This is a genomic window from Streptomyces sp. NPDC104313, assembly GCF_055583985.1.
Genome location: NZ_JBVJMW010000002.1, coordinates 539,338 through 565,112 on the forward strand (window position 1 = coordinate 539,338; position 25,775 = coordinate 565,112).

Sequence of the window (25,775 nt, forward strand, 5' to 3'; positions counted from 1 at the left end):
CGCTCCGCGGCCTCATCGTCGTCGAGCCACTACAGACCAGGACTGCCGCTGCTGAGCCCGGCCGTGACAGCGGTGGCCGTCTCCTTCCAGGAGGTCAGCTCCGCGATCGCGAAGTGCGGCCGGCCGGTGGAGAACGACACACGCGCCGCATCGACGAGGTCCTGCGCGCAGGACTCCCGGTCGGCCGACGACAGCGCGAGCATCCAAGGGAAGGCCTTGGACATCCGCTCGGCGAACGAGCCGCGGTCGTCGAGGGTGACCGGTGATGAGCTGCGCGGCAAGGTCCAGCAAGCGGGCACGGCCCTCGGCCTCGCGCTGCGACATCAGGACCAGAGCCTCGCCGTCGCGCCGGTCACCGTCACGGGGTGTTCCTCGGCCTCCGCGAAGACCTCGGCGGAATGCTTGCTCAGCTCCGAGGAGCGCCGAGTCGCCACAGGGAGGCCTGCTGCGATGGTCATGGACCAGAGCATTCGGAACGTATGCGGAAGTGCCAGTGGAGGCCGCGGAGTGCGTGCGCCGGACTCGACCTCCGGATGCCGGGACGACTGGCACGTCCGGTTCCGAGGGGGCCGGGTCACGGCATCGCGACCACGGAGGAGGTCGCTCCCGGCGCGTCGGTCGACGTGAGGGCCCAGGGGTCCGGCGAGGTGGCCGCCGGCACGAAGTGCCGGATCGGCGAAGTCGATCGGCACGCGCTGTGACGATCCGGTAGGACGGTGCGACGCGGAAGGGCCGCACCCCGGGACTTCCCGGGGCGCGGCCCTTACCGCTCTCGCCGGTCCGCCTACTTGCGGATCAGGCTGCGGAGCACGTACTGCAGGATGCCGCCGTTGCGGTAGTAGTCCGCCTCGCCGGGGGTGTCGATGCGAACGACGCCGTCGAACTCCACACCGGTGTCGGTGGTGACCTTGACCGTGCGCGGGGTGGTGCCGTTGTTCAGCTCGGTGACGCCGGTGAAGGAGAAGGTCTCCTCGCCGGTGAGGCCGAGGGTCTCGGCGGTCTGGCCCTCGGGGAACTGGAGCGGAAGGACGCCCATGCCGATGAGGTTCGAGCGGTGGATGCGCTCGTAGGACTCGGCGATGACGGCCTTGACGCCGAGGAGCGCGGTGCCCTTGGCGGCCCAGTCGCGGGACGAACCGGAGCCGTACTCCTTGCCCGCGAGGATCGCGAGAGGGGTGCCGGCGGCCTGGTAGTTCTGCGAGGCGTCGTAGATGAACGACACCGGGCCGTCATCCTTGGTGAAGTCGCGGGTGTAGCCGCCCTCGGTGCCCGGCGCGATCTGGTTGCGCAGGCGGATGTTGGCGAACGTGCCGCGGATCATGACCTCGTGGTTGCCACGGCGCGAGCCATAGGAGTTGAAGTCTCGGCGCTCGATGCTGTGCTCGGTGAGGTACTTGCCGGCCGGGGTGTCCGCCTTGATGGCGCCGGCCGGGGAGATGTGGTCGGTGGTGACCGAGTCGCCGAGCTTGGCGAGCACCCGGGCGCCGGTGATGTCCTCGACCGGGGTCGTCTCCATCGTCATGCCCTCGAAGTACGGGGGCTTGCGCACGTAGGTGGACTCGGAGTCCCACTCGAAGGTGTTGCCGGTCGGGATCGGCAGCGCCTGCCACTGGGCGTCGCCCGCGAAGACGTCCTGGTAGGACTTGTTGAACATGTCCTCGCCGATGGAGTTCGCCACGACGTCGTTGACCTCGGCCTCGGAGGGCCAGATGTCGGTCAGGTAGACCGGCTTGCCGTCCTGGTCGACGCCGAGGGCGTCCTTGGTGATGTCGACCTTCATCGAACCGGCGATGGCGTACGCGACGACCAGCGGCGGGGACGCCAGGTAGTTCATCTTGACGTCGGGGTTGATCCGGCCCTCGAAGTTACGGTTGCCGGAGAGCACCGAGGTGACCGCGAGGTCGTTCTCGTTGACCGCCTTGGAGACCTCCTCCGGCAGCGGGCCGGAGTTGCCGATGCAGGTGGTGCAGCCGTAGCCGACGAGGTTGAAGCCGACCTTGTCGAGGTACGGGGTCAGGCCCGCCTTGTCGAAGTAGTCCGTGACGACCTTCGAGCCCGGGGCGAGGGTGGTCTTGACCCACGGCTTGCGGGTCAGGCCCTTCTCGACCGCCTTCTTCGCCACGAGCGCGGCGGCCACCATGACGTAGGGGTTCGAGGTGTTGGTGCAGGAGGTGATCGCGGCGACGGTGACGGCGCCGTGGTCGATCTCGTACGTCGAGCCGTCGGGGGCCGTGACGGTGGTCGGCTTCGTCGGTACGCCGTTGGAGGCGGCCGGGGAGTCGGAGGCCGGGAAGGACTCCTTGCCCGCCTCCTCGTCGTCGGAGACGTAGTTACGGACGTCGCGGGCGAACTGCTCCTTGGCGTTCGCGAGGACGATGCGGTCCTGCGGGCGCTTCGGGCCGGCGATGGAGGGGACGACCGTGGAGAGGTCGAGCTCCAGCTTCTCGGAGAAGTCCGGCTCGGCCGCCGGGTCCAGCCAGAGGCCCTGCTCCTTGGCGTACGCCTCGACGAGGGCGACCTGCTGCTCGTCGCGGCCGGTCAGACGCAGGTACTTCAGCGTCTCGTCGTCGATCGGGAAGATCGCGGCGGTGGAGCCGAACTCCGGCGACATGTTGCCGATGGTGGCGCGGTTGGCGAGCGAGGTGGCGGCGACGCCCTCACCGTAGAACTCGACGAACTTGCCGACGACGCCGTGCTTGCGGAGCATCTCGGTGATGGTCAGCACGAGGTCGGTGGCGGTGGTGCCGGCCGGAAGCTCGCCGGTCAGCTTGAAGCCGACGACGCGCGGGATGAGCATGGAGACCGGCTGGCCGAGCATCGCGGCCTCGGCCTCGATGCCGCCGACGCCCCAGCCCAGCACACCGAGGCCGTTGACCATGGTGGTGTGCGAGTCGGTGCCGACGAGGGTGTCGGGGTACGCCTGGCCGCCCCGGACCATGACCGTGCGGGCCAGGTGCTCGATGTTCACCTGGTGGACGATGCCGGTGCCCGGGGGGACGACCTTGAACTCGTCGAAGGCGGTCTGGCCCCAGCGCAGGAACTGGTAGCGCTCCCTGTTGCGGCCGTACTCCAGCTCGACGTTCTGGCCGAAGGCTTCCTTGGTGCCGAACTTGTCGGCGATGACGGAGTGGTCGATGACCAGCTCGGCCGGGGCCAGCGGGTTGATCTTCGCCGGGTCTCCGCCGAGCTCCTTGACGGCCTCACGCATGGTGGCGAGGTCCACGACACACGGCACGCCGGTGAAGTCCTGCATGATCACGCGGGCCGGCGTGAACTGGATCTCCTGGCTGGGCTGCGCCTGGGAGTCCCAGCCGCCGATGGCCCGGATGTGGTCGGCGGTGATGTTCGCGCCGTCCTCGGTACGGAGCAGGTTCTCCAGCAGGACCTTCAGGCTGTACGGGAGGCGCGCGGAGCCCTCTACCTTGTCCAGCTTGAAGATCTCGTACGACTCGTCGCCCACGCGCAGCGTGCTGCGGGCGTCGAAGCTGTTCGCCGACACGACAGTCTCCTTCTTCAATGTGCGCGTATCTCCGCGCCGCGCCTCATTGGCAGTCGGCGCCGCGTTTTGCCGTCTACCGCCCCGACCATCCGCTAAGGTAAGGATTAGTTAGGTAACCCTTACCGGGCGGCGGGTGCGGTGCGCCTCGGCAGATATCTCGATGTCGAGATAACTCTAGTACATAGCCGCCGCTCGGTCATGCCCAGGTGCTCCCGACCGCTGTCATCCACGACACCGAGCGCCCTCCTCGCGGCGTTCCGGCGGCCTTCGCCGCGAGCACCCCGATGAAGAACGACACGCCGGGCTCGGACCTCGGTCCCGGGCGAGGCCAGCAGCTCGATGAGTGCCCCACGCCCCCTGCTGATCACCTTCCCCGGCCGGGAACAGCGGGCAGGAGGCTCAGCCCGCGACCCGCACCGGACTGCGACTCCAGGGAACCCGGCCGGTGCTCCCACCGACTTCTTGGAGACGGGGTCGCAGAGAGCGATCCGGACGAGCGAGAGGGCCGAGCAATGAGTGGTGCACACGGACAGGACCGCCGCGGCGTGCTGCGAACGGCGGCGGGGGTGACGCTGGGTGCGGGAATCGCGGCCACCACGGCAGCGGGCCCGGCGGCAGCGGTGGGTGCCGACGTGGGCCGGGACAGGAATCCGGTGGAGGTGGCGGTGCTGCTGTACGAGGGGTTCACGGCCCTGGACGCAGTGGGTCCGTACGAGGCACTCTGCCGGGTGCCCGGGGTGCGGGTGACCATGGTGGCGGCCAGGGCCGGGCTGATCCGGACGGACACCGGTGAGCTGGCGATCGCCGCGACGAAGTCCCTGCGCCAGGTCGTTCGGCCCGACGTGTTGTTGGTGCCGGGGGGTGGCGAGCGCGGCACGACCGCCACCATGGCGGACACCCGGGTGCTCGACTGGATCCGCCGGGTCCACCAGCACACCACCTGGACCACCTCCGTCTGCACCGGTTCACTGATCCTCGGCTCGGCCGGACTGCTGCGCGGCCTCCCTGCCACCACGTACTGGGCTTCCCGCCCCTACCTGAAGGAAGTCGGGGCGATCTACACGCGGGGACGCTTCGTCGAGACCGGCAAGATCATCACTGCGGCCGGAGTCTCCGCCGGAATCGACATGGGCCTGCACCTCGCCGCCCGGCTCTCGGACGAACAGGTCGGCCGGGCCATGGAGCTGGCGATCGAATACCACCCCGAGCCCCCTTTCGGCACCGGTGACCCGGACACGGCGGACGCGGAGACCAGGGCACGGGCGCTGAAACTGCTCGCCGACTCGGCGACCTGACCCTCGGGCCGGGCTCCCGACAGGATCGTGGTCGCCGCCTTCCGGAGCGACCACGACCTCGGCCGCGCCCCGGCCGCGTACGGTGGCGGCTTCGTGCACGGGACACGTTTCGGCGCGGATCTGTGCAGCGCGGCTCGCCGTGCCCCGGGAGGACGCCCGGTGGCCGCCGTCGACCCGCCGGGGCACGGGGAGCGCTCGGCCCGGCCCACGCCGGATCACCGGCGAACAGGTCACCGAAGTCGATCACGCCCGAGAGCGTCCCGTCCGACACGACGACAGGCGCGGGGTGGAGATCGCGACCTCTGGTACCGGAGGATCAGTCGAGGCAGAACTCGTTGCCCTCGACGTCCCGCATCACCAGGCAGGACTCGTTCTCCTCATCGGCGAGCAGCAGTTCTACGCGCACCGCGCCGTGCGGGAGCAGCCGCGCGCATTCGGCCTCCAGCGCGGCGACACGCTCCTCGCCCACAAGGCCGGTGCCGACCCGCACGTCGAGATGCACACGGTTCTTGACGACCTTGCCTTCGGGAACGCGCTGGAAGTACAGCCGCGGGCCCACACCCGAAGGGTCCTGGCAGACGGCTCCCGCATCCCGCTTCTCGGAAGGCAACGAGAGGTCGTACTCGCCCCACGTGGCGAACCCTTCCGGCGCCGGCGGTACGACGTACCCCAACGCCTCGCACCAGAACTGGGCGACGCGCGAGGGCGACGCGCAGTCGAAGGTGATCTGGACCTTCTTGATCGTTGGCATCGGGACACCATAGAGGGCGAGCCGCTCACCGGTCATCCGGATTTCGCCTCCTCCCCGCCGCGACGTGCCTGTTCCGGAAAGCCGGAGGTGCCTCCGTCCCGGCGCGTCCGCAGCCGCCGGCGGGCACCCGAACCGCTGACGCACTTCGCGACGTACTGTCCCGACCCCCGCGAACCGGCCGGGCCGCTTCGGGCGCGCGCCGCCGGAAGGCAGCGGGAGCGGGGCGATGGCCGGGTGGCGGACCGGCCGGGAAAATAGGGAAGCGGGACGCGAGGCGCGCTGGAAGGATGAGTACTTCCAGAGCCGACCCCAGCACCAGGAGACGCACTCACCGTGACCCGCACCACCGCCGTTTCGCTGATCCGTTCCCGCTCCCTGTCCGACGTGGCCGAGTACGCCTACGCGGCCACCGCGCCCGCCGAATCCCGGCTGATCTTCCTCGCCGGTTCGTGTCCGCTCGACGAGCACGGCAATACCGTGGCCGTGGGGGACTACGCGGGCCAGGCGGCGAAGGCTGTGGAGAACCTGCGGACGGCGCTCGCCGACGCGGGCGCTTCGGTCGAGGACGTCATCAGCACCCGGGTCCTCGTGGCATCGGCCCGACAGGAGGATCTCGTGGCCGCCTGGGAAGTGGTCCGGGACTCCTTCGGCGACCACGACGCACCCAGCACCCTGATGGGCGTCACCGTGCTCGGCTACACGGACCAGCTCGTCGAGATCGAAGCCGTGGCCGCCGTCCTCGACGCCCCGGCGACCGGCGGCCCGGCCCGTCCCCCGTCGGCGTAGTGGCGTAGTGAAGCACCATGCCCCCTCACGCCGGGGCGTGTGAGGGGGCGGCAGCGACGGGTATGGCTCCACGCCCCGTACGGACGCGCGGACCGCGCCCTTCGCTCCCTCACAGGCGACGATGGAGGAGAGGCGCATACGCGGAGCCGGGTGCACTCCCGTCACTCGAACGGCACCCCCCCCATCACCCTCATCTCATATCTGAGATAACCTGCCGTCATGTCAGACGACTATCTCGTACGCATCGGTAAGCTCATCCGTGACGCCCGTCAGCACCGGGGCTGGACACAGACGCAGCTGGCCGAGGCGCTCGCCACCAGCCAGAGCGCCGTCAACCGCATCGAGCGCGGCAACCAGAACATCAGCCTTGAGATGATCGCCCGCATCGGTGAGGCCCTCGACAGCGAGATCGTGTCGCTCGGTTACGCCGGGCCCATGCATCTACGGGTCGTCGGCGGCCGCCGGCTCTCCGGGGCCATCGACGTCAAGACCAGCAAGAACGCCTGCGTCGCGCTGCTGTGCGCCTCGCTCCTCAACAAGGGGCGCACGGTCCTTCGCCGGGTGGCCAGGATCGAGGAGGTGTTCCGCCTCCTGGAGGTGCTGAACTCCATCGGGGTGCGCACCCGCTGGGTCAACGACGGCGTGGACCTGGAGATCGTGCCGCCCGCACAGCTGGACCTGGAGGCGATCGACGCCGACGCCGCGCGCCGCACCCGCTCGATCATCATGTTCCTGGGGCCGCTGCTGCACCGGACGGAGCAGTTCACCCTGCCGTACGCGGGCGGCTGCGACCTCGGCACCCGGACCATCGAGCCGCACATGATCGCGCTGCGCCGGTTCGGCCTGGAGATCGCCGCCACGGAGGGCCTGTACCACGCGCAGGTGGACCGCTCCGTCTCCCCCGACCGGCCCATCGTGCTGACCGAGCGCGGCGATACCGTGACCGAGAACGCCCTGCTGGCGGCCGCCCGCCACGACGGTACGACCGTCATCCGCAACGCCTCGTCGAACTACATGGTGCAGGACCTGTGCTTCTTCCTGGAGGCCCTGGGCGTACGGGTCGACGGTGTCGGCACGACGACGCTCACCGTGCACGGGGTTCCGCGGATCGACGTGGACGTGGACTACTCCCCCTCCGAGGACCCGGTCGAGGCGATGAGTCTGCTGGCCGCCGCGGTGGTGACCGAGTCCGAACTCACCATCCGCCGGGTGCCGATCGAGTTCCTGGAGATCGAGCTCGCGGTCCTGGAGGAGATGGGCGTCGACTGCGACCGCACCCCGGAGTACGCGGCCGACAACGCGCGCACCCGCCTGGTGGACCTGACGGTGCGGCCCTCCAAGCTGGAGGCCCCGATCGACAAGATCCACCCGATGCCGTTCCCCGGCCTCAACATCGACAACGTCCCGTTCTTCGCGGCGATCGCCGCCGCCGCGCACGGCCAGACCCTGATCCACGACTGGGTGTACGACAACCGCGCGATCTACCTCACCGACCTCAACCGCCTCGGCGGCCGTCTCCAACTCCTGGACCCCCACCGGGTCCTGGTCGAAGGCCCGACCCGCTGGCGCGCCGCCGAAATGATGTGCCCGCCCGCCCTGCGGCCCGCCGTGGTGGTGCTGCTGGCGATGATGGCGGCGGAAGGCACCTCCGTACTCCGCAACGTCTATGTGATCAACCGCGGTTACGAGGAGCTGGCCGAGCGGCTCAACTCGGTGGGCGCGCAGATCGAGATCTTCCGCGACATTTGATAGGCGGATGCCGCCGCACCCCACCTGAACTGCTGCTTAGCGGGTCAGATCGGGGTGCGGCGGCACCTGTGGGTCTTCTCTGGGACTTTGGGCCCGGGAGCGCTCCCGGGTGCCGAGACATGCCAGAATCGGCAGATGGTGCTTGTAGGAGAGTTCTTCCTTGCTGGAGACGACGAGTCAGCAGTGCGGGTAGGACCGCGCAAGAGTCATGATTTTCCTGCCGTGCCGTGTGACGGCATCTATCCGGATGACGCGGTTCCAAGGTGGGAAGCTCTGTTGACGGGGGCGGAGAGTCCGCTCCGGCACGTGGTGCCCATGGCCAACGACGGCTTCACTGTCTTCGCTGTTCCGCAGAGGCTCTCGACGGCCTTGGCCAGTGCAGAAACGGATCAGCTCAGAACTACCGCTCTCACGTGGGCCGAGACCGTCCCCGCGATGGGCGATGAGATGGGGCCGGGCAGCGCCGTCGACCTCCTTGAGCGTCTGTCAGCCCTGGCCGTGAGTCGTGCGGAGAGAGGCTTGAGCCTGTACTGCTGGTACTTCGCGCCCTGACCTCACCCCGCCGGCATTCCCGTAGTCGTGATCCCAGCCCTCGCTGGGACAGTGCGAGCGGCTTCTCGCGCCGGCGCGCCTGGAGTGATCGGACGGACAGGTCCTAGCCGAAGAGGGCGTCGATGGCGGCGGTGCCGCGGGCACCCGCACGGGGCAGGAAGTGCGCGTACTTCCGCAGGGTGAATCCAGGGTCGGAGCGTTCCGGCCACTGGGCTGGCGAGACGACCGACTTCGCCGGCCTCCAGCTGCTCCGAGGCGTAGACGTGGCGCAGCATGTGGAAGCCGTGTTCGCGGGAGGGTTCCCAGACGCGCTGTCCGTCGGCGCGCTGCTCCAGGACGCCGATCACACCGGCCTTGGTCGGCGCGGGTTTCCAGATGCAGGAGTTGAGGTAGTCCCGGTTGATCGCCTTGCGCTCGCGGCCGGTCACGAGCAGGCCTTATGTCCAGGTCTGCAATGCTTCGCCTCCACCGGTGTCTCCGGTGGGCGGGGTCGTCCCAGGCCATGGTGACCGGCGCGGGCGGGAACGCAGCCGCGTATTGTCGTGCCGCTTCCGCCACGCTGGAGGACAGGGCGCATCCCGGACCTTGCGCCCCTTGGGGAGCGCGAAGCACAGGCTCGCCCGCGCCATCGTGCCCTGACGCCGGATGTGGACGACACCCTCGTCGGACAGCGTGGCCCACACCAGGCGGATGGAGGTGGGGCCGAGGTCCTGCTCCAGCCGCTTCTTCCACCCCTTGCCCGCCATCCGGTAACCCCCGTCGGGGATCTGTGGCCAAGAAGACGGGCAGCCCGGAGACGGGGCGGAGCGGAGAGGGCACTCTGCTGTCCGTCCGACCGCTGGGGCAAGGGGTGTTCGCCGGCGGACAACGAGCATGCACAGGGACGGGCCCGGTGGCCCTCCCCGGTGCGCGGAACCGGTCACCGGGACAACCGAGTGGTCCACCCTGGCTCGGCCCCGTTCCCCTTGAGCCGTTCGGACGGTGCCACGGCCCGGACCCCGGGGACTGGCCGGACGGCCCACGAGGGAGCGACCCGCCACTTGGGTCGGTCAGTCCGTTCGGGGATCCTGAAGATCTGGTGGCAGATGACGCGCTCGAGTCTCCGCAGCCCGGCCCGGAGGCCGGCAGGGGCGGAGAAGATCAGGGCTTTGAGCTGGTTGATCGCGCTGGTGGAGGGGGCGTGGACCGCGCCGTGGCGGGTGGCGGGAAGGGGCACGCGGCGCCTCGCGCTCTCCGCCGGAGGCCGGGGCTGGACGAAGTGCTCGGTGGCCAGGGCTTCCTTCGCGGCCTGGATGGCGTCGAGCGTGCCGGTTCTGCGTCCGCCTCGGTGGGTGGCCCGCTTGGGCCGGCAGACCACGATGACCGGGCGGGTATCGGTGGCAAGCACGAAAACCCAGGTCACAGCTCACAACCACCATGTGAGATCGCTCCGGAATCCGGAACGGTTCACCGTGACCGGCTCATTTTTGTTTGGTCACGGAACGGTCACATGGGAGTGCTTGCATGGTGTGACGTTCTCGAACTCAAGGAGATCAACGAATGGGCAAGCAGATCGCGTCCGTGTGCGCACTGGCTGTACTGGCGACGGGCTTCACTCTGCAGCCGGCGGTGGCGGCCTCGGGCCCGGCGGGGTCCGGGGCGGGCTACGACGTGAGCGGTTACGACGTCAACGTCGCGTACGAACCGAAGACCGAGATGCTGACCGGCGACACGACGGTGAAACTCACCTCCAGGAAGGCTTTGGATGAGCTAACCCTGGACCTGGCGCTCCCTGCCAGCGCGGTGAAGATCAACGGCGAAGCCGCCAAGTCGTTCAGCGCCTCCAACGGGAAGCTGCGTGTGACTCCCGCGCAGCACATCGGCAAGGGGAAGAACGTCAAGGTGCGTATCCACTACGCGGGACAGCCGGGCAAGGACAATCCCGCATGGGCCAAGACCGAGGACGGCGGCGCAGTCACCGTCACCGACACCGCGAGCAGTTGGTTTCCCACCAGTACCGATAAGACCGCCCGCGCACAGTTGGACGTCACCGCCACCGTGCCCGCCGACTGGGTGGCGATCTCGAACGGCCTCGAACTCCCCGCCAAGGACCGGGCCGGGCAGGACTCCTTCCGCTGGCGTACCGCCGCACCCCTGAGGCCGGCGAACGCGACGCTCGGTGTCGGGCCCTGGAAGCTGGAACGCTCCGAACTCGACGACGGCACCCCGGTCGTCAACGCTTTCGGCAAAGGTGCGGAAGACAAGGCCAAGCCCGCCGCGGATCAGTTGCCCACGATGATGAAGCACCTCACCAAGAGCTACGGCACCTACCCCTTCGACTCGGTCGGCGGCATTTTCGTGAACCCGGTCGACCGCGATATGCCCTACTACGCGGGCCAGGGCCGTGCGGTCATGTCAGGGACCGGTATCGACGGATTCGACCCCAGCATCCTGCTGCACGAGTTGGCACACTCGTGGTTCGGCAACTCGGTGGCCCCGGCCACCGGCGACGACGCCGCCATCAGCGAAGGACTGGCCTCGTACGCACAATGGCGATGGGCAGAGGCGGCCGGTGGAACCGACCTGGACGCCAAGTACCGCAAGGAGATCGAGGCGCTGGCAGACGACGCCGACTGGTGGCGGCAGACCATCGTCCCCCCCAGCATGGGCATGTACAACAAGTCGCCGTACGCCCTGCACGCCCTGCGCAAGTCCATCGGAGACACGGTCTTCGACCGGTTGCTCAGGGAATGGACGACGCGTTACGCGAACTCCCACCGCACCTGGAAGGAGTTCGAGCAGCTCGCGGCCGAGATCGCCGGAAGGGATCTCACCGGCTTCTTCGACGCGTGGGCCCGCGGCACCACCATCCCCGAGGACGGCTATCTGTGGCCCTCCGGGATGAAGAAGTGACAGCCCTCGCCCACCCCCTTCGCGCGCGCAGGGGGTGGGTACACGCCAAGGGTTCAGGCAGCTCGTGAGGTTGATCCCCGGTGCCCGCTCCCGGGGATCAACCTCAAGGTGTCGCAACGGCCACTGGAACCCGAGCACGCTCAACGCCCAAGGTCCTGGCACCGGAAGGGGGCCGGTTTCACCCCTGCGCGGGGCGGGCAGAGCCGAGCCGCGTGAGCGGCTGGACGTGGCACAGCGGGAGGTCGTACCAGAGCGCCGTCCTCTGTCCGGCGATGAGCCGGCCGGGCCGTGATCGGACTACTTGAGGCCGACCACGGCCGGCCACGGCAGACGCCCCCTGCCGGAACAGGCATTTGTTCAGCGCGTGCTCACCTGGAACGTGCTGAGTACGGCCTTGTGGTCGGTCGGCCAGGTCCAGGTGGGCTCCCAGAACGTGTCCCTGCCCGATTCCTCCACCCGCTCGTTGCGCACGATGGTGCGGGACGGCCCGACGATAACGCTGTCGAGCAGTCGGATCCGACGGTCGGGGTGGTAGAAGACGAAGTCGATCCGGTCCCGCTCGTCGGCCTTCGGCGCCCAGGTGAGCTCTCCGACGTCGGCGCCCGGGTTGTCACTGGGCCAGGTGAAGCCCGGCGTGCGGACCGGGTCCGGGTTGATCACACGGTAGCTGTCACGGAAACCGGCGTCCTCGATCGCTTGCGTCGTCGACCACTTGACGACGGTGCCGTTGTGGTCGAAGAGGTTCCGGGTCCGGCGGTTCCAGTCGCGGTGCGAGGGCTCGTTGAAGTCGCCGGCCAGCAGCGTGAGCCGCCCCTTGGCCCGCTCCTTCGCAGCGTCCCTGAGTACCGTCCTCGTCACCTTCGTGCGCCCCGAAGCCTCGTTGAGGCGCGTGATCAGGCCGACATCGGTGATCGGGCCGGTCGGTATCTCGTTCCAGCCGTACTCGGAGGTCTCCAGGGGCGCTGGTGTGCCGCCGCCGTAGCCGCGCGGGAGGTAGTTGACGTAATAGCGGTACTCCAGATGCCCGGAGTAGGCCGCGACTTCGGTGCCGTCGACCGAGACGACCGCCTTGGACCAGGAGGGGAAGGACGCGTGCTCGATAATCGGGTAGCGCGAGATCACCCCGGGGTCCGTCGGATTCTCGTTGTCGAAGTACGTCAGTCCCCGTGCTGCGAGATCAGCCAGGAGGTCGGCCACCCGCTTGGGATCCGACTCGCTGAGCATCACCACGTCCGGCTCCACCGCGGCGACGGTGTCGGCGATACCCGCCCGGCCGCCCTCCACTCGGCTGCCACCGAGCCAGATGTTGAACTGCATCACCTTGAGCGTCCGCTTCGAGGGGCGGCGACGGCGGTGCCTATCGTGCGGCTTGGCCTCAGCCGCGCCCACTCCCAGCACTCCGGCTCCGACGGTCGCACCGACTATCCCGAGCAGCTCACGACGCTTGACCATCCATGACCTCCAGTAGTTGCCATACGCCCATGACGCGCACAATTCTGCATGAGCAGGACAAAGTGTCCAGTGTGCTCATGCACGCCGCGTGAATCCGGGGCGAACTCTGGACGTTGAATGCTTAACAGCGTTCGTGGCCCTGCCCGCCCAACCGGGCCCGGCCGCCGCCGGGTCCTCACCGCGCTCGTACCATCTGGAGCGCCGAGCGCCGCCGCCTGCTGTCGACCCGGTGCACGGTGCACTTCGTTCTCGCTTCATGCATGCTCCCGCGGGTCGATCACTCGCAAGCCCGAGGTCCAGCGGCTCTTCCCCGAGGGCGGGTGTCCCGCTCTCGTCGGGACTGTCAAGTCGGCACACCGTACGACCTCTTGAGTAGTTTCGCCACGCCTCGGCCACCCCTTCCCCAGCGCCGAAGCACTGGTCGGACGGGGTGCGCGCGAGCTTGCCCAGCCCCGCCGGGCGGGCTCAAGATCCGTTACTTTGTGCTCACTTGTGAGCGACGTCCGTTCGTATCTGTGCGGTCGTGGCGCAGATTTTTCACGGATTCACCCATCCGTAGGCGCGCACTACGGCATAGGATCATGCCGCGCGGCCCTGGGGCCTCTTCTGCCCCACCAGCATCGTTCCCCCACCAGCACGCCCTCACCGACGCCCCCCACCATCCGTTAACAGGTACAGGTATCTGCGTGTCACCGATACTCGAGCCCGGTTCCGGCGACGGAGCCGCGCAGTGAAAATCAATCGTCGTCTCGTACTCCTCGTCACCGCACCGCTCACCGTGGCCGTCGCCTTCTCGGTCCTGGCACTCGCACCCGCGGCCAACCAGGCACTCCAGGCCGACCGGCTGGCCTCGATGGTCGAAGCCGCCGACGGAGCAGCTGAGTTGACCAACCGACTACAGCGCGAGCGGGCGGCGGCCACCGCCCTGATCTCCGAACAGGGAGACGCGGAAGCGTTCCGGTTGCGCGCGAAGGCGACCGACGAGAGCATCGCCGGATTCCTCAGCCGGACCGAGGGACTCTCCGCCGTACCCGGCAGCGCGCGGGGCGCTCTGGACCGTATCGAGCGCTTCGTCGAGGAGATGCCCGGCCTGCGCGCCCAGGTTCGCTCGGGAAGCAGTACCGTCTCCGCCCTCGCCTTCGGCTACCGGATCGTGATCGCCGACCTGAACAGCTACCGCGACGGCATCGCGCAGGCCGACGGCGTGGACGCCGACATCGCCGACCGGATCCGTGCCGCCGCCGCCCTGTCCGAGGCCGCCGAGCACACGGCCCAGCAGCAGGTCACCGTCATGAGGGCGCAGGCCGCGGGCGGCTTCACCATCGCTTCGCAGCGGACCTTCGACGCCGGCAGGATGGGCTACACCGAGTCGACCGGTGCCATGTTCGACCTGGGGCCGGGCGAATGGCGGACCTGGCTGGAGCGCACCCTCTCCGGAGCGAAGGCGCTGGAGGCCCGACGGCTCGAGGACGAGATCGGGCGGACGGACACCGGCAAGGACATCACGGTCACGCCGAAGGGCTGGCAGAAGGCCGCCAACGACCGCCAGGAGCTCCTGCGTTCGGTGGAGAAGCGGGTCGACTCGGCCGTCCTCGCCCAGGTCTCCGACGTACGCACCACCCTCATCTGGACGGCCGGCGCGCAAGTCGCGCTGGTGGTGCTGACCCTGGTCGGCGTCATCGTCGTCGCGATCCGCCTGGGCCGCGTCATGATCCGGCGACTGCGCGATCTGCGTAACGCCGCGCACGAGGTCGCCCACTCCGGGCTGCCCACCGTGATGAGCGAGCTGTCCCAGCCCGGCGCACTGCGCGGCGCGACGCCCGAGGAGGTGGCCCGGCGGACCGGTGACCCGGTCAGGACCACGGGCGAGGACGAGATCGGCGAGGTCGGTGAGGCGTTCAACGCAGTCCACCACGAGGCCGTCCGCCTTGCCGCCCAACAGGCCTATGTGCACGAGCAGTTGGCTGAGACGCTGGTCGGTGTCGCACGCCGGGGAGCACGGTTGACCGCTGTCATGGTGTCCGAGCTGGACACGGTGCAGCGCGACGAGGCCGACCCCGTGCGGATGAAGACGCTCTTCGCTCTCGACCATCTCGCCGTCCGCATGGAGCGCAACACCAACAACCTCCTGGTGCTGGGCGGTTACGGGAACGCCCGGGTGCGCTCGGCCGATGTGGGCTGCTCCACCGTCATCGTGGCCGCCGCCCAGCAGATCGAGCGGTTCGACCGCGTCTCCCTCGGCGTGATCGAGTCGGGGATCGGGGTCACCGCCCGCGCCGTGCACGACGTGGCGCACATCCTGGCCGAGCTGCTCGACAACGCGACCCGGTACTCGCCCCCGGACAAGCAGGTCGGGGTCGCCGTCTGGCGGCTGTGGGACCGGGCGGTCGTGCAGATCGTCGACGAGGGCGTGGGCATCACGGCGGAACGCCGCACAATCCACAACGCCGCGCTGCTCGAACCGCAGGCCGGCATCGGCGACGTACGGTCCATGGGGCTGCATGTGGTGGCACGGCTCGCCGCGCGCCACGGCATCGTCGTCGAACTGCGCGACTCCTCCGGCCCCGGCACCATAGCCGAGGTCACCCTGCCCGCGAAGGTGCTGGCACTGGACCTGAAGGAAGCCCAGGCGCCGACGCCGGGCACGTTCGGCAACGATGTCGGCTACGAGGCGCCCCGGCCGATCACACCGCCAGGGCCGGGTGGGCGCCGGCAGTCGGCCACGTCGAACGTGCGGCCCGGCCACGGCGGTGCCCCGGTCGGGGCGGACGTCGGGGCGGACGTCGGGGCGGGCGTCGGGGCGGGCGTCGGGGCGGGCGTAGGCGCCGCCGCCGGGGCCGGTACTCCCGTCGGCGGCGAACGGGAAACCCCGCCCGGCCACGAGGGGACCCGCCGCGGCGCGCCGGGCGGCGGCACTCGTGAGCGGGAACACCGCACCACGCCCGCGCCGCACCCCGCACACGACGAGCCGGTGTCACGTGTCGCCGGCGTCAGTTCCTCGGGGCTGCCCCTGCGGCAGCGCAGAGCGCCTCAGCAGTGGCCCGCCACGGGGAAGCGGGAGGGCGCCGACCAGCGCCCCGGAGCCGGCGCTCCGCGGCCGTCGCCCCGCCGCCGGGACTCCCGACAGGTCTCCGACGTGCTGGCGGCCTATGCCCAGGGGATCAACAGGAGCACGAACCACCGGGGGCGTTCCGCCCCGGACGACACCGAACGGACCGAGAAATGACCACCTCCTCCGACCTGAGCTGGATCCTGAGCGATTTCGCCGGGCGTCTCCCGGAAGTCACCCAGGCGGTGGCCGTGTCCGTGGACGGACTCGCGCTGGCGTACACCGGTGTGGAACGCGACGACGCGGAGCGGCTTGCCGCCATCGCGTCCGGCGTCGTCAACCTGCTCTCCGCGGCTGCCCAGTTGACCAACACCGATCCCGTGGAGCACAGCCTCACCGCGATGGAGGGCGGCTACATGTTCTCGATGGCCGTCTCCAGCGGCGCCTCGCTCCTCGTCACCACCACCAGGGACGCGGACATCGGTGAGGTCAGCTACATGATGTCCGAACTGATCAACCAGGTCGGCGACTCGCTGTCTCCCCAGGTCCGCGATCCGGGCCTCCCGCACCTTCGCTGATCGCCGGTCCGGCCGCCTCCCGCCCGCGCACCGCTCGCCGGTCCGGGTTCCCCACGAGCGGCGGCCGACCGCCGCACCCGCCCTGACCGGCACTCCCGACACTCCCGCCCCCGAGACTGTGATGTGAGCCCCCATGTTCCTCTTCGCCCCTTCCCGTCCACACCGCCGCAGATTCCGGCCGGCCGGCGCTGCCGCCCTCGCCCTCGGCCTGGCGGCCGTCACCGGTTGCAGCGGCGACAGCGGCACCGACGACGACACCGTGAAGGTCGGCCTGGTGGCCTCCCTGTCGGGCATCTACGAGCCGGTCGGCACGGAACTGCGGGACGGCTTCAAGCTGTATCTGGAGACCCATGGCAACAAGCTGGGCGGCCGAAAGGTCGAACTGATCGTGGCGGACGAGGGCGACGGCCCGCCGACCGCCGTGCCCGCGGCCACCAAGCTCGTCAAGAAGGACAAGGTCGACGTCCTGACGGGCCTCGTCGGCGGCGGTTCGGTCAACGCGGTCCTGCCGCTGATCCAGCAGGCCAAGATCCCCTTCCTGGGATCGAACGCGCGGCCTCCGGTCAAGGACATCGAGTACGTGTGGACGACCAGCTTCCTGTCCGACGAGCCGGGCCGGGCCATCGCCCCGTACATCAAGGACAAGGTCGACGGACCGGTCTACGCGATCGGCCCCGACTACCAGGGCGGCCACGACGAACTGCGGGGCTTCACCGATGAGTTCAAGCGGGTGAAGGGGAAGCTCGCCAACCCGGACGGCAAGACCACCTGGACTCCGTTCCCGAAGACGACCAACTTCATGCCGTACTTCGCTGAGATCGCCAAGACGGACGCCAAGGCGGTGTACTGCTTCTACGCGGGCAAGGCCGCGATCGACTTCGCGAAGCAGTACGCCCAGTCGGACATCGCCGATCTGCCGCTGTACACGGCCTTCGTGACCGAGGGCAGCGTGCTCCAGGCGCAGGGCGCGGCGGCGAAGGACATCTACTCCGTCCTGAACTACGCGGCCGACCTCGACAACGATGCCAACCGCACGTTCGCCGCCGACTGGACCGCGGAGCACGACACGCAGCCCACCACCTACGCGATGGCGTCCTACGACGCGGCCGCCGTGCTGGACAAGGCGATCGCCGACGCGGCGAAGGACGGCGAGGTGACTCCGGGGACCATCAACAAGGCCATCACGGACCTGGGCCAGATCGACAGTCCGCGCGGCGCCTGGGAGTTCGGCGACAAGGCCCACTCGCCGGTGCAGACGTGGTACCTGCGCCAGGTGAGGCCGGACGGCGCCCAGTTGGCCAACGTCATGGTCCAGGACCTGGCGACGCTCGGCAGCTGACATGGATCTCCTCGATGCCCACCTCATACCGGCGGTGGACGGAGTGGCCTTCGGGCTGCTGCTGTTCGTGGTCGCCGCCGGCCTGAGCCTCGCCTTCGGCACGGCGGGTGTGCTGAATCTGTCGCACGGCACGCTGTACGCGATCGGCGCCTACACGGGGGCCGAGCTGAGCGACGGGACCTGGGGCGGTCTCGCCCTCGGTCTGGCCGCCGGAACCGCCGCGGCGTGCGTCGCCGGGGCGGCGCTGTCCGCCGCGACGGCTCCGCTCGCCCGGCGTGGGCATCTCGCACAGGCACTGCTGACGTTCGGGCTCGCCCTGATCGGCGGTGATCTGCTCATCCAGCTCTTCGGGGCGGACGAACTCCCCGTGCGCGTCCCCGAGGCGCTCGACTCCTCGGTGACGCTGCTGGGGCACCGCTACCCCGCCTACCGGCTCTGCTTCATCGTGATGGCCGTGCTGCTCGCGGCGTTCGGGACCTGGGTGCTGGCCCGGACCCGTATGGGCGCCGCGGTACGGGCCGCCGCCGACGATCCGCAGATGCTCGCGGCCACCGGTCGCAACCCCCGGGCGGTGCACACCGGCGTCCTCGCGGCGGCGGGTGCGCTGGCCGGGGCGGCGGGCGTGCTGGGGGCGCCGATCATCGGCCCCGGCCCCGGTACGTCCGAGACCGTGCTGATGCTCTCCCTCGTGGTGGTCGTACTCGGCGGGCTGCGCTCACTGTGGGCGACCTTCTTCGCGGCGATCGCGGTGGGCGAGGTGCAGACGCTGGGCGTCTCGCTGGCCCCCGATCTGGCGCCGTATCTGCTCTTCGCCGCGATGGCGGCGGTGCTGGTCCTGCGCTCCCGCTTCGCGGAACCGGCCCAGGGGCACGAGGCCGAGGGTCCCGCCCCGGACCCGGTCTCCCGGCTCCGGCGGCACCTGGCCGGCCGTCCGCGACGACGGCCGCGCGGGACGCCGGGCACACCAGGGACGCCAGGTGCCGCGGAGACGCCAGGTGCCGCAGAGATGTCGGGGACTCCGGGAGCAGCGGAAGGGCCGGGGACAACAGAGGCGTCGGGAGTGGGCCGGGCCGCGGAGGGGGCCGGGCCGGACCGGGCCGGGGCATCGCCCCGCGGGTACGGGGGTAGCGTGCCGGCGTGGATCGGCCGGCTGCCGGGCGGGGCCGCGTGGCGGCAGGCGGCCCCGCTGCTCGTCCTGCTCGTGGTGCTGATCTCCCTGCCGGCCCTGCTCGACGCGTACAGCATCTCGCTGGCCGGTTCCGCCCTGGCCCTGGGGTTGCTCGCGGTCAGCGTCACCATCCTCACCGGCTACGCCGGACTGCCCACCCTCGGACAGACCGCGCCGTTCGCCGTGGGCGCGTACGCCACGGCGAACCTCGCCGACGCGGGGTGGACCGTGGGCCCCGTCCAGATCGTCCTCTCGGCGCTCGCCGCCGCCGTCTTCTCCGCGGTGGTGGGGCCGGCGGTGATCCGGGCCCGCGGCACCACCGTCCTGATGATCACGCTCGCCATCGGCGAGCTGACCGGCGCGGTCGTCAACCAGCTCAAGTCCGTCACCGGCGGCGCCGACGGTCTCGTCGGTTTCCCGGCCACGCGGGCGCTGTGGGGCGGGGAGGAGATGCTGAAGGAGAGTCAGCTGTACACCTACGCACTCGTCGTCGCCGTCGTCGCCGTCTCCGTCACCCTGCTCGTCCTGCGCTCCCCGGCGGGGAAGCTGCTGACCGGCACCCGGGGCGCCGAGGCCCGGATGCGTGCCTCCGGGCACCCCGTGGGGCGCTACCTGCTGGTAGCCCATATCTGCGCGGGCGCCCTGGCCGGGGTGGGCGGTTCGCTGATGGTGACCGTCCAGCAGTATCTCGCCCCGGCCGACGTCGGGTTCGAGATCGCCGCGTTCGCCCTGCTGGCGGTGGTCATCGGCGGTACGACGTCCGTGATCGGCGCCCTGCTGGGCGCCGGGCTCATCGTCGCCACCCGGGACTGGGTCGCCGGTTCCTGGCCCGGCCACGGGCCGCTGCTGCTCGGCGTGCTCTTCGTCGCCACCGTGTACCTGCTGCCGCGCGGACTGGCGGGACTGCGCGGCGGCTCCGGCGGCGGGAGCGGGCCACCGTCCGATCCTCCCGGGGACCAGCCCCCGTCAGCGCCCGCTCCGAACCCCGCCGGGAAGGTCTCCTCATGACCCCAGCACCGACCTCGGCGGCGGCTCCGGTCCTCGTCCTCGACCGGCTCACCCGCAGGTACGGCACGCTCACCGCCGTCGACGACGTCAGCCTGGGGCTCCCACCGGGCGCGCGGCACGCCGTCATCGGTCCCAACGGCGCGGGCAAGACCACCCTGCTCAACCTCATCGCGGGCACGGACCGGCCCGACCGCGGCACGATCGCCCTGGACGGCACCGACATCACCCGGACGCCGACGGCCGGGCGCAGCCGTCTCGGCGTCGCCCGCAGCTTTCAACAGCCCTCGGTGATGGCGGAGTTGTCGGTCCTGGACAACATCGTCCTGGCAGGCTGGCGGCACCACCCGGAGCGCCGCGGGGCCTGGCGCAGACCGTCCCGCTACCGGCTGCACAAGGAGTCCGCGGGCCGCCGCCTGGAGACGGTCGGTCTCGCGGACCTCGCCCACCGGCCGGCGTCCACGCTCTCGCACGGGCAGCGCCGCATGCTCGACCTCGCCGCCGCGCTGGCGGGCGACCCCCGGCTGCTGCTCCTGGACGAGCCGGCGGCCGGACTGACCGACGGCGATATCGGCCGGCTGCTCGGCATCCTCGACGGTCTGCCTTCGAGCGTCGCGGTCATCCTGGTCGAGCACCACGTCGAGGTGGTCGCCCAGGTCTGCTCCACCGTCACGGTGCTGGCTGCCGGGAAGGTGCTCGTCACCGGCCCGACCCAGGAGGCTCTGGCGCATCCCGAGGTCCGCGACGCGTACCACGGCAGCGGCGCGACGGCGGGCCCGGCCGCCGCCCCGGGCCGGGAGGCCGGGACCGCCGACCCGTCCGCCGCACCAGCGAGAGGATGACCGACGCCCGATGCTCGAACTCACCGGCCTGACCGCGGGCTACCACGGCGGCACCGTCCTCCACGGGCTCGACCTGTCGGTGCCCGCCGGCACGGTCCACGCCGTCGTCGGCCACAACGGCGCGGGCAAGACCACGCTCGTCCACACCGTCGCCGGACTGATGCGCCCGAGCGCCGGAACCGTACGCCTCGACGGCCGCGAGATGACGGGGCAGCCCGCACACCGGATCGCCCGTGCCGGGATCGGGCTCGTACCGCAGGGCCGCCGGGTGTTCGCCGGGCTCACCGTCGACGAGCACCTGCGGCTGTCGTACCGTCCGCCGCGCCGGGGCGACACGGAGCGGCCCGGCGTGTGGACCCCCGCGCGCGTTCTGGAGTTGCTGCCCCGGCTGGGCGAGCGCCGGGGCAACCGGGGCGCGGACCTGTCCGGCGGCGAACAGCAGATGCTGGCGCTGGCCCGCGCCCTGCTCGGCTCGCCGCGGGTGCTGCTCCTCGACGAGCCGACCGAGGGCCTCGCCCCGGTGCTCGTCCGGCAGGTCCACGAGCTGGTGGCCACACTGGCGGCCGAGGGCATCGCCGTACTGCTGGTGTCCCCCAGCCCCGCCCGGGCCGTCGAGTCCGCGGGGGCGCTCACGGTCCTCACCTCGGGGCGGACGACGCTGCGCATGGACGGTGCGGACGCCCGCGCCGACGGCACCGCACTGCACGCGGCGCTGGAGCTGGCCCCGGCGGCGGGCTGATACGCGAGCGGGAGGGGCGCGGCGCGGGGCCGCCCCCTTCCCGCACCGTAAGGCCTATCCGGCCTTCATGCTGTGGCCGCCGAAGCCGCTGCGCCGGTCGGAGCCCTTGTTCTGGTCCTGCCACCACGCGTCGAACCCGGTCCGGCCCATGGCGGACCAGTCGGGCGTGTTCTCGACCTGCGCGGCGCCCATCCGGCGGGCGAGCGCGACCATGGCCGACCCGACGGACCCGCGAGCGGCGTCGTAGCTCTCCAGTACCTCCTTCCAACTGCCTCCGGCCGTCCAGGCGGCCTCCAGGGCGGTGGCGTCCTGGAGCGCCTTCACGCTGCCGCCGCCGATGTGCGGCCGGGCGACGCTGGCGGCGTCACCGACGAGGACCATCCGTCCCGAGGTGTAGTGCGGCACCTCCAGGTCGTAGATGGGCTGGATGAAAGTGGTCTCGGCGGGGGTGCGGAGCACCCTGGCCGCCCAGTACGGAGGGAAGTTGTCGGCGACCAGGGCCCTCAGGCGCGCGGTGAGCTCGGAGTTGAGCCGGCCCGGCGGCAGGGAGGTGGGGGCCCGCAGATCGGGGTGGAGGCCGTCGGCCTCGGGGGGCGTGGTGTAGAGCACCCAGTTGAGCCGGTGCCCGCCGACGCCGTCCGGGATGCGGTAGATCACGCAGTGACCGCCGGGGAAGACGATGGTGTGCGCGTCGAGGCCGTCCGACGGAAGGTCCGCGACGTCCGGCGACGTCCCGCGCCATCCGAAGTATCCGGCGTACGTGGCCTCCACGCCGGGGAACATGGCCTCGCGGACGACGGAGCGGTATCCGTCCGCCCCGATCACGACGTCGAAGTGCTCCCGGTGCCCGTCCGCGAGCCGCAACGTCACCCCGTCGGCATCCGGTTCCACCCGGGTGACCACCGCGCCGGACCGGTAGGACACCTCCTCGGGTACCCGGCGGCGCAGTTCGCTCCACAGGGAGCCCCAGCTGTAGGCGCGGAAGGGGAACGACTGCTCAGCGACGACCCGGCCGTGGTCGGCCTCGCCGTCCCGCACACTCCACACCCGCCGGGTCAGCGGCGCCCAGGGCATCTCCGGAGCGACGTACCCGGCCTCCCTCAACTCGTCGTACCGTTCGCTGTGGAGGGCAACTCCCACCCCTCGGTCGCGGAGCCGGGCATCGGCGCGTTCCAGGACGGTGATCCGCTCCGCTCCCCCGCGCGACGCGGCCAGGGCCGCGGCACACCCCGCTATGCTGCCGCCGACCACGGCGACGCTGCCTCCACGCATGTCTGGCACTCCACTCACTCGACTCACTCGACGTTCCGGCCTTCCGGTCTGCCCACCCGACGCGATGCCCGTTCAGCGCTTCCGGTAAGCCGCGTCCAGGGTGGGGATCTCGACGGAGGAGTGCAGGGTAACGCCGTCGACCGGCCTGACCCGGGCGGCGATCAGGGCGAGCACGGCGTCCGCGAGACGGATCTTCGTCGCGTCGGTGCGGCCGTGGAGCAGGCCGATCTCGATGTGCAGGACGGCGTGGCCTTCGGTCTGATCGCCGATGACGAAGTCCTCGACCCGGCGGAAGCGGGCCTTGCAGGCCTCCTGGCGGGCATCGGCGGTGGCGGCTACGAGCGGGTGCAGGGCGAGCGCGAAGGCCTGACGGTCGAAGGCCGCGGCGAGCGTGCCGGAGTAGTCGACGGTGATCTGCGGCATGGGGCACCACTCCTCGGAGAACAGCGTGGGCTGGGGGCCTTCGCCCGTACGGATGGATGGATGGATGGAGGGAACGGTAGCCGAACATGCGTCCAGGTCGAGGGCTCATCTGCCGTCCAGGTCAGGGCTCTTCCGCCGCCCAGGGGGCTCGTCCGCCCCTGATGGCGGTCTTCCTGCTCGCGGGGCAGGACTGCTCCGCCGGGGCGCGGCTCCTCGTGCAGGACGAGCCGCACGACCGGTTCACCGACGAGCTGGTGGCGCGGGCCCGCCGGATCAGGCTCGGCGGACCGTTCGACGAGGACGAGCGCGGCGGTCCGCCGATCTCCGCCGCACACCGCGACAAGGGCGAGGCGTACGTGGCCGGGCCGGGCCCCGCGGAGCGAGCCCGGCCCCGGGGGTCACGGCTTGCGGGGTTCGGCCTCCCGTACCTCGTGGAGGTGGATCAGGATGTCGTAGGCGCGGCCGAGCGCCTGATCGTGGAGAGGGTAGTCGTCGCCGAAGAGCGTGCCGATGGAGCGGGTGGGGCGGGCGGTCTCCAGCCAGGTGCGGGCGGCGGGAGCGGCGGCGCGCAGGTCGGCGTAGAAGTCACGGTGGCGGACCTGGTCGAGGGTGTTCTCATTGGAGCCTGCGGGGGCGGCGCCGACGGTGAACTTCTTCCAGTCGCCACCGATGGCGGTGTCCTTGGAGAGGAAGGAACCCTGGTGGAAGGTCATGCCGATGGGGAGGTAGTCGCGGCCCAGTGCGTCGCGGAGGAAGGATCCCTGGGTCTTGGGGTAGGAATCGGGTTCCGAGGCGATGAGGCCGAGGTGCTCGTTGTGCGCGGAGACCAGCATCCTGTGGCCGGTGCGCTTCTGCCACCACAGGATGTTCTGGGCCATGATCCGGTCGCGCAGGAGCATGAAGTCGGGCAGGGTGGCGGGGTTGTCCGGGTCGGCGGTCAGGAATTCGGTGGTGTCCGCGATGGAGCGGGCGTTCTGGACGGCCCAGTCGTGGGCTTCCCGGTCCTCGCCGCCCGCCGCCCTGATCAGGTCGAGGACCTGCCGGGCCTGACCGGCGAAGTGCTGCCGCTCGGCGAGCGGTTTCCTCCAGTAGGCGTATACGTCGTCGACGGGGCGCAGTCCGGTGTAGAGCTCGTCCACGCGGGGCGCCAGCATGGGGTGGTGCCGGTGGACATAGCGGGTGATCCGGCCGAAGAGGTCGTCGGTGATGGCGGGTGCGGAGATGTCGTTGCCGACGAAGTGGACGGTGCGGGTGGGGTTGCGCCGGTTGTGGTCGCGCATCCACTGGATGAGGTGTACGAACTCCTCGCGGTCCCACGGCGAGTTGGCGAGGGTCTCCTTGGCGATCTGCCGGGCGTCGCCCTGGCCTGTCTGGAGGTAGTCGTTGATGCGCAGGCCGGCGGCCCAGCTGAACTCCAGGGAGAAGGCGCGGAATCCCTTCTTCTCGACGAGGTGGCTGAAGACCCGCTCCTTCATGGCGAAGAACTCGTGGGAGCCGTGGGTGGCCTCGCCCAGGCCGACGACCTTGGCGCTGCCGATCATCGCGTCCAGGGCCCGCAGGTCGGAGCTCTTCCCGCCGGGTTCGGTGGAGCGCAGCGGGTGGGCGATCCGGTCCAGCGCGCGGACGACCGGGTCCTGGGCCGAGGCGGCGGCCGACGCCTGCCGGGCGGCCGGGGCCGCCTGCGCCACCACCGGGGTGAGGACCGCTCCCGTCGCGATCACCGCCGTGACGAACAGGGCCCTGCGGCTGAAGCGCTGTCGGTGATGCCTGGTCATACCCGTGGACTCCCTCAGTCGTGCTTCCGGTGACATGAAGAGATCCTCGCCTTTGATGCGCCGGCAGCGCGCTGGGTCTGACCTCCCTGTTCTCAGGGGGATATCCCCCCTGAAGGAGGTGCCGGCAGCCCCTCGAAGGAACGTCCGACACCTGAGCCGCCGCTGCCGTCGTCGGCGGCTCAGAGCCCGGTGGCACATGGCGGAGCGACGGTTTCCCCCCGTCCGCCCCCGCCGTGCCAACGGCCGCCGTCGACCCCGGTCCTCCGGCCCGTATCCGCGCGTCTGCGGGCAGGGACCGGGTGGATTCCGGGGGCATGAACCGAGCCGGTGTCGCGCCGTGAGCGCGGCGGACGACGAGGGCGGGCGCGGACTCTTCATCGCGGCGCAGCCCGTCCAGCGGTGGGGCGCGCGGTACGCCCCGACCGGGAAGACCATCCGGACCGAGCAGGCCGTGCCGTCGACCGGAGCCCTCCGCCCCGTACCGCCCGTGGGCAGCGCCCGCAGGCCGCACCGTTGTTGACAACCCAACGGACTTGGACTTAGGTATGCCTTACCTAAGTCGACTGGGTGTCCGTGGTTCTGGTTACCGATGCCGAGAAAGGTGCTCAT

20 protein-coding genes and 3 pseudogenes are annotated in these 25,775 nt (G+C 70.6%); 13 read left to right on the top strand and 10 right to left on the bottom strand.

Annotated features, from left to right (window positions below; translation table 11 throughout):
* Positions 1 to 29: 29 nt before the first annotated feature.
* The 3 genes from ACZ60Q_RS06300 to acnA all read right to left on the bottom strand — a co-directional run bounded on the left by ACZ60Q_RS06300 (position 30) and on the right by acnA (position 3,499).
* A complete protein-coding gene (locus ACZ60Q_RS06300; protein ID WP_469629159.1) occupies positions 30 to 299 on the bottom strand; it encodes a hypothetical protein in 270 nt (89 codons plus the stop codon).
* Between the two features lie 24 nt (positions 300 to 323).
* Complete coding sequence (locus ACZ60Q_RS06305; RefSeq protein WP_469629161.1) at positions 324 to 458, bottom strand: hypothetical protein; 135 nt, start codon at positions 456 to 458, stop codon at positions 324 to 326.
* A gap of 326 nt (positions 459 to 784) precedes the next feature.
* Positions 785 to 3,499, bottom strand: coding sequence for an aconitate hydratase AcnA (gene acnA / locus ACZ60Q_RS06310; protein ID WP_469629163.1), 2,715 nt, complete (start codon positions 3,497 to 3,499; stop codon positions 785 to 787).
* A 512-nt stretch (positions 3,500 to 4,011) separates the two neighbouring features.
* On the opposite strand from acnA, the gene ACZ60Q_RS06315 reads away from it, so the two are divergent.
* Positions 4,012 to 4,794 carry a DJ-1/PfpI family protein gene (locus ACZ60Q_RS06315; protein ID WP_469629166.1) on the top strand — a complete coding sequence of 261 codons (783 nt, stop codon included), beginning with the start codon at positions 4,012 to 4,014 and terminating at the stop codon, positions 4,792 to 4,794.
* A gap of 205 nt (positions 4,795 to 4,999) precedes the next feature.
* On the opposite strand, the pseudogene ACZ60Q_RS06320 reads toward ACZ60Q_RS06315, so the two are convergent.
* Both ACZ60Q_RS06320 and ACZ60Q_RS06325 read right to left on the bottom strand, forming a co-directional pair.
* Positions 5,000 to 5,089 (bottom strand): annotated as a pseudogene (locus ACZ60Q_RS06320) (phosphotransferase); the annotation flags it as partial.
* 21 nt (positions 5,090 to 5,110) lie between these two features.
* On the bottom strand, positions 5,111 to 5,545 hold the full coding sequence (locus ACZ60Q_RS06325; RefSeq protein WP_469629169.1) for a VOC family protein: 435 nt from the start codon (positions 5,543 to 5,545) through the stop codon (positions 5,111 to 5,113).
* Positions 5,546 to 5,878: 333 nt separating this feature from the next.
* Between ACZ60Q_RS06325 and ACZ60Q_RS06330 the strand changes: the two genes are divergently transcribed.
* The 3 genes from ACZ60Q_RS06330 (at position 5,879) to ACZ60Q_RS06340 (ending at position 8,632) form a co-directional block, all read left to right on the top strand.
* On the top strand, positions 5,879 to 6,331 hold the full coding sequence (locus ACZ60Q_RS06330) for a RidA family protein (protein ID WP_469629171.1): 453 nt from the start codon (positions 5,879 to 5,881) through the stop codon (positions 6,329 to 6,331).
* A 219-nt stretch (positions 6,332 to 6,550) separates the two neighbouring features.
* Positions 6,551 to 8,080 (top strand): helix-turn-helix domain-containing protein, encoded by a 1,530-nt coding sequence (locus tag ACZ60Q_RS06335; RefSeq protein WP_469629174.1) that lies wholly within the window; start codon positions 6,551 to 6,553, stop codon positions 8,078 to 8,080.
* 135 nt (positions 8,081 to 8,215) lie between these two features.
* Positions 8,216 to 8,632 carry a hypothetical protein gene (locus tag ACZ60Q_RS06340; RefSeq protein WP_469629177.1) on the top strand — a complete coding sequence of 139 codons (417 nt, stop codon included), beginning with the start codon at positions 8,216 to 8,218 and terminating at the stop codon, positions 8,630 to 8,632.
* 919 nt (positions 8,633 to 9,551) lie between these two features.
* On the opposite strand, the gene ACZ60Q_RS06345 is transcribed toward ACZ60Q_RS06340, so the two are convergent.
* Entirely contained in the window at positions 9,552 to 10,019 is a 468-nt protein-coding gene (locus tag ACZ60Q_RS06345; RefSeq protein WP_469629180.1) for a hypothetical protein, read from the bottom strand.
* A 152-nt stretch (positions 10,020 to 10,171) separates the two neighbouring features.
* Between ACZ60Q_RS06345 and ACZ60Q_RS06350 the strand changes: the two genes are divergently transcribed.
* Complete coding sequence (locus ACZ60Q_RS06350) at positions 10,172 to 11,524, top strand: M1 family metallopeptidase (protein WP_469629183.1); 1,353 nt, start codon at positions 10,172 to 10,174, stop codon at positions 11,522 to 11,524.
* A 357-nt stretch (positions 11,525 to 11,881) separates the two neighbouring features.
* On the opposite strand, the gene ACZ60Q_RS06355 is transcribed toward ACZ60Q_RS06350, so the two are convergent.
* Complete coding sequence (locus tag ACZ60Q_RS06355; RefSeq protein WP_469629185.1) at positions 11,882 to 12,976, bottom strand: endonuclease/exonuclease/phosphatase family protein; 1,095 nt, start codon at positions 12,974 to 12,976, stop codon at positions 11,882 to 11,884.
* Positions 12,977 to 13,706: 730 nt separating this feature from the next.
* On the opposite strand from ACZ60Q_RS06355, the gene ACZ60Q_RS06360 reads away from it, so the two are divergent.
* The 6 genes from ACZ60Q_RS06360 to ACZ60Q_RS06385 all read left to right on the top strand — a co-directional run bounded on the left by ACZ60Q_RS06360 (position 13,707) and on the right by ACZ60Q_RS06385 (position 21,696).
* A complete protein-coding gene (locus ACZ60Q_RS06360) occupies positions 13,707 to 16,202 on the top strand; it encodes a sensor histidine kinase (RefSeq protein ID WP_469629188.1) in 2,496 nt (831 codons plus the stop codon).
* Positions 16,199 to 16,603 carry a roadblock/LC7 domain-containing protein gene (locus tag ACZ60Q_RS06365; RefSeq protein ID WP_469629191.1) on the top strand — a complete coding sequence of 135 codons (405 nt, stop codon included), beginning with the start codon at positions 16,199 to 16,201 and terminating at the stop codon, positions 16,601 to 16,603. The genes ACZ60Q_RS06360 and ACZ60Q_RS06365 overlap by 4 nt, the downstream gene beginning before the upstream one ends.
* Positions 16,604 to 16,736: 133 nt before the next feature.
* The gene (locus tag ACZ60Q_RS06370; protein ID WP_469629194.1) at positions 16,737 to 17,942 is read left to right on the top strand and encodes an ABC transporter substrate-binding protein; all 1,206 of its coding nucleotides are present in this window, start codon (positions 16,737 to 16,739) and stop codon (positions 17,940 to 17,942) included.
* Position 17,943: 1 nt separating this feature from the next.
* A complete protein-coding gene (locus ACZ60Q_RS06375) occupies positions 17,944 to 20,118 on the top strand; it encodes an ABC transporter permease (RefSeq protein ID WP_469629197.1) in 2,175 nt (724 codons plus the stop codon).
* On the top strand, positions 20,115 to 20,957 hold the full coding sequence (locus ACZ60Q_RS06380) for an ABC transporter ATP-binding protein (RefSeq protein WP_469629200.1): 843 nt from the start codon (positions 20,115 to 20,117) through the stop codon (positions 20,955 to 20,957). The genes ACZ60Q_RS06375 and ACZ60Q_RS06380 overlap by 4 nt, the downstream gene beginning before the upstream one ends.
* Positions 20,958 to 20,967: 10 nt before the next feature.
* Complete coding sequence (locus ACZ60Q_RS06385) at positions 20,968 to 21,696, top strand: ABC transporter ATP-binding protein (RefSeq protein WP_469629203.1); 729 nt, start codon at positions 20,968 to 20,970, stop codon at positions 21,694 to 21,696.
* A 54-nt stretch (positions 21,697 to 21,750) separates the two neighbouring features.
* On the opposite strand, the gene ACZ60Q_RS06390 is transcribed toward ACZ60Q_RS06385, so the two are convergent.
* Both ACZ60Q_RS06390 and ACZ60Q_RS06395 read right to left on the bottom strand, forming a co-directional pair.
* Positions 21,751 to 22,968 (bottom strand): FAD-dependent monooxygenase, encoded by a 1,218-nt coding sequence (locus tag ACZ60Q_RS06390; protein ID WP_469629205.1) that lies wholly within the window; start codon positions 22,966 to 22,968, stop codon positions 21,751 to 21,753.
* 72 nt (positions 22,969 to 23,040) lie between these two features.
* On the bottom strand, positions 23,041 to 23,391 hold the full coding sequence (locus ACZ60Q_RS06395) for a 5-carboxymethyl-2-hydroxymuconate Delta-isomerase (protein WP_469629208.1): 351 nt from the start codon (positions 23,389 to 23,391) through the stop codon (positions 23,041 to 23,043).
* 158 nt (positions 23,392 to 23,549) lie between these two features.
* On the opposite strand from ACZ60Q_RS06395, the pseudogene ACZ60Q_RS06400 reads away from it, so the two are divergent.
* Positions 23,550 to 23,777, top strand: a pseudogene (locus ACZ60Q_RS06400) (aldehyde dehydrogenase family protein); the annotation flags it as partial.
* A 12-nt stretch (positions 23,778 to 23,789) separates the two neighbouring features.
* Here the strand turns inward: ACZ60Q_RS06400 and ACZ60Q_RS06405 are convergent.
* Positions 23,790 to 25,166, bottom strand: a complete 1,377-nt coding sequence (locus ACZ60Q_RS06405) for an erythromycin esterase family protein (RefSeq protein WP_469629211.1) — start codon at positions 25,164 to 25,166, stop codon at positions 23,790 to 23,792.
* A gap of 340 nt (positions 25,167 to 25,506) precedes the next feature.
* On the opposite strand from ACZ60Q_RS06405, the pseudogene ACZ60Q_RS06410 reads away from it, so the two are divergent.
* Positions 25,507 to 25,686: pseudogene (locus ACZ60Q_RS06410) on the top strand (ATP-binding protein); the annotation flags it as partial.
* Positions 25,687 to 25,775: the final 89 nt, after the last annotated feature.

What these genes read in the sequence shown, in the direction of transcription:
- ACZ60Q_RS06305 (WP_469629161.1), bottom strand. Translation starts at nt 458, where the DNA reads ATGACCATCGCAGCAGGCCTCCCTGTGGCGACTCGGCGCTCCTCGGAG.
- ACZ60Q_RS06315 (WP_469629166.1), top strand. Translation starts at nt 4,012, where the DNA reads ATGAGTGGTGCACACGGACAGGACCGCCGCGGCGTGCTGCGAACGGCG.
- ACZ60Q_RS06325 (WP_469629169.1), bottom strand. Translation starts at nt 5,545, where the DNA reads ATGCCAACGATCAAGAAGGTCCAGATCACCTTCGACTGCGCGTCGCCC.
- ACZ60Q_RS06335 (WP_469629174.1), top strand. Translation starts at nt 6,551, where the DNA reads ATGTCAGACGACTATCTCGTACGCATCGGTAAGCTCATCCGTGACGCC.
- ACZ60Q_RS06340 (WP_469629177.1), top strand. Translation starts at nt 8,216, where the DNA reads ATGGTGCTTGTAGGAGAGTTCTTCCTTGCTGGAGACGACGAGTCAGCA.
- ACZ60Q_RS06350 (WP_469629183.1), top strand. Translation starts at nt 10,172, where the DNA reads ATGGGCAAGCAGATCGCGTCCGTGTGCGCACTGGCTGTACTGGCGACG.
- ACZ60Q_RS06355 (WP_469629185.1), bottom strand. Translation starts at nt 12,976, where the DNA reads ATGGTCAAGCGTCGTGAGCTGCTCGGGATAGTCGGTGCGACCGTCGGA.
- ACZ60Q_RS06365 (WP_469629191.1), top strand. Translation starts at nt 16,199, where the DNA reads ATGACCACCTCCTCCGACCTGAGCTGGATCCTGAGCGATTTCGCCGGG.
- ACZ60Q_RS06370 (WP_469629194.1), top strand. Translation starts at nt 16,737, where the DNA reads ATGTTCCTCTTCGCCCCTTCCCGTCCACACCGCCGCAGATTCCGGCCG.
- ACZ60Q_RS06375 (WP_469629197.1), top strand. Translation starts at nt 17,944, where the DNA reads ATGGATCTCCTCGATGCCCACCTCATACCGGCGGTGGACGGAGTGGCC.
- ACZ60Q_RS06380 (WP_469629200.1), top strand. Translation starts at nt 20,115, where the DNA reads ATGACCCCAGCACCGACCTCGGCGGCGGCTCCGGTCCTCGTCCTCGAC.
- ACZ60Q_RS06385 (WP_469629203.1), top strand. Translation starts at nt 20,968, where the DNA reads ATGCTCGAACTCACCGGCCTGACCGCGGGCTACCACGGCGGCACCGTC.
- ACZ60Q_RS06390 (WP_469629205.1), bottom strand. Translation starts at nt 22,968, where the DNA reads ATGCGTGGAGGCAGCGTCGCCGTGGTCGGCGGCAGCATAGCGGGGTGT.
- ACZ60Q_RS06395 (WP_469629208.1), bottom strand. Translation starts at nt 23,391, where the DNA reads ATGCCGCAGATCACCGTCGACTACTCCGGCACGCTCGCCGCGGCCTTC.
- ACZ60Q_RS06405 (WP_469629211.1), bottom strand. Translation starts at nt 25,166, where the DNA reads ATGACCAGGCATCACCGACAGCGCTTCAGCCGCAGGGCCCTGTTCGTC.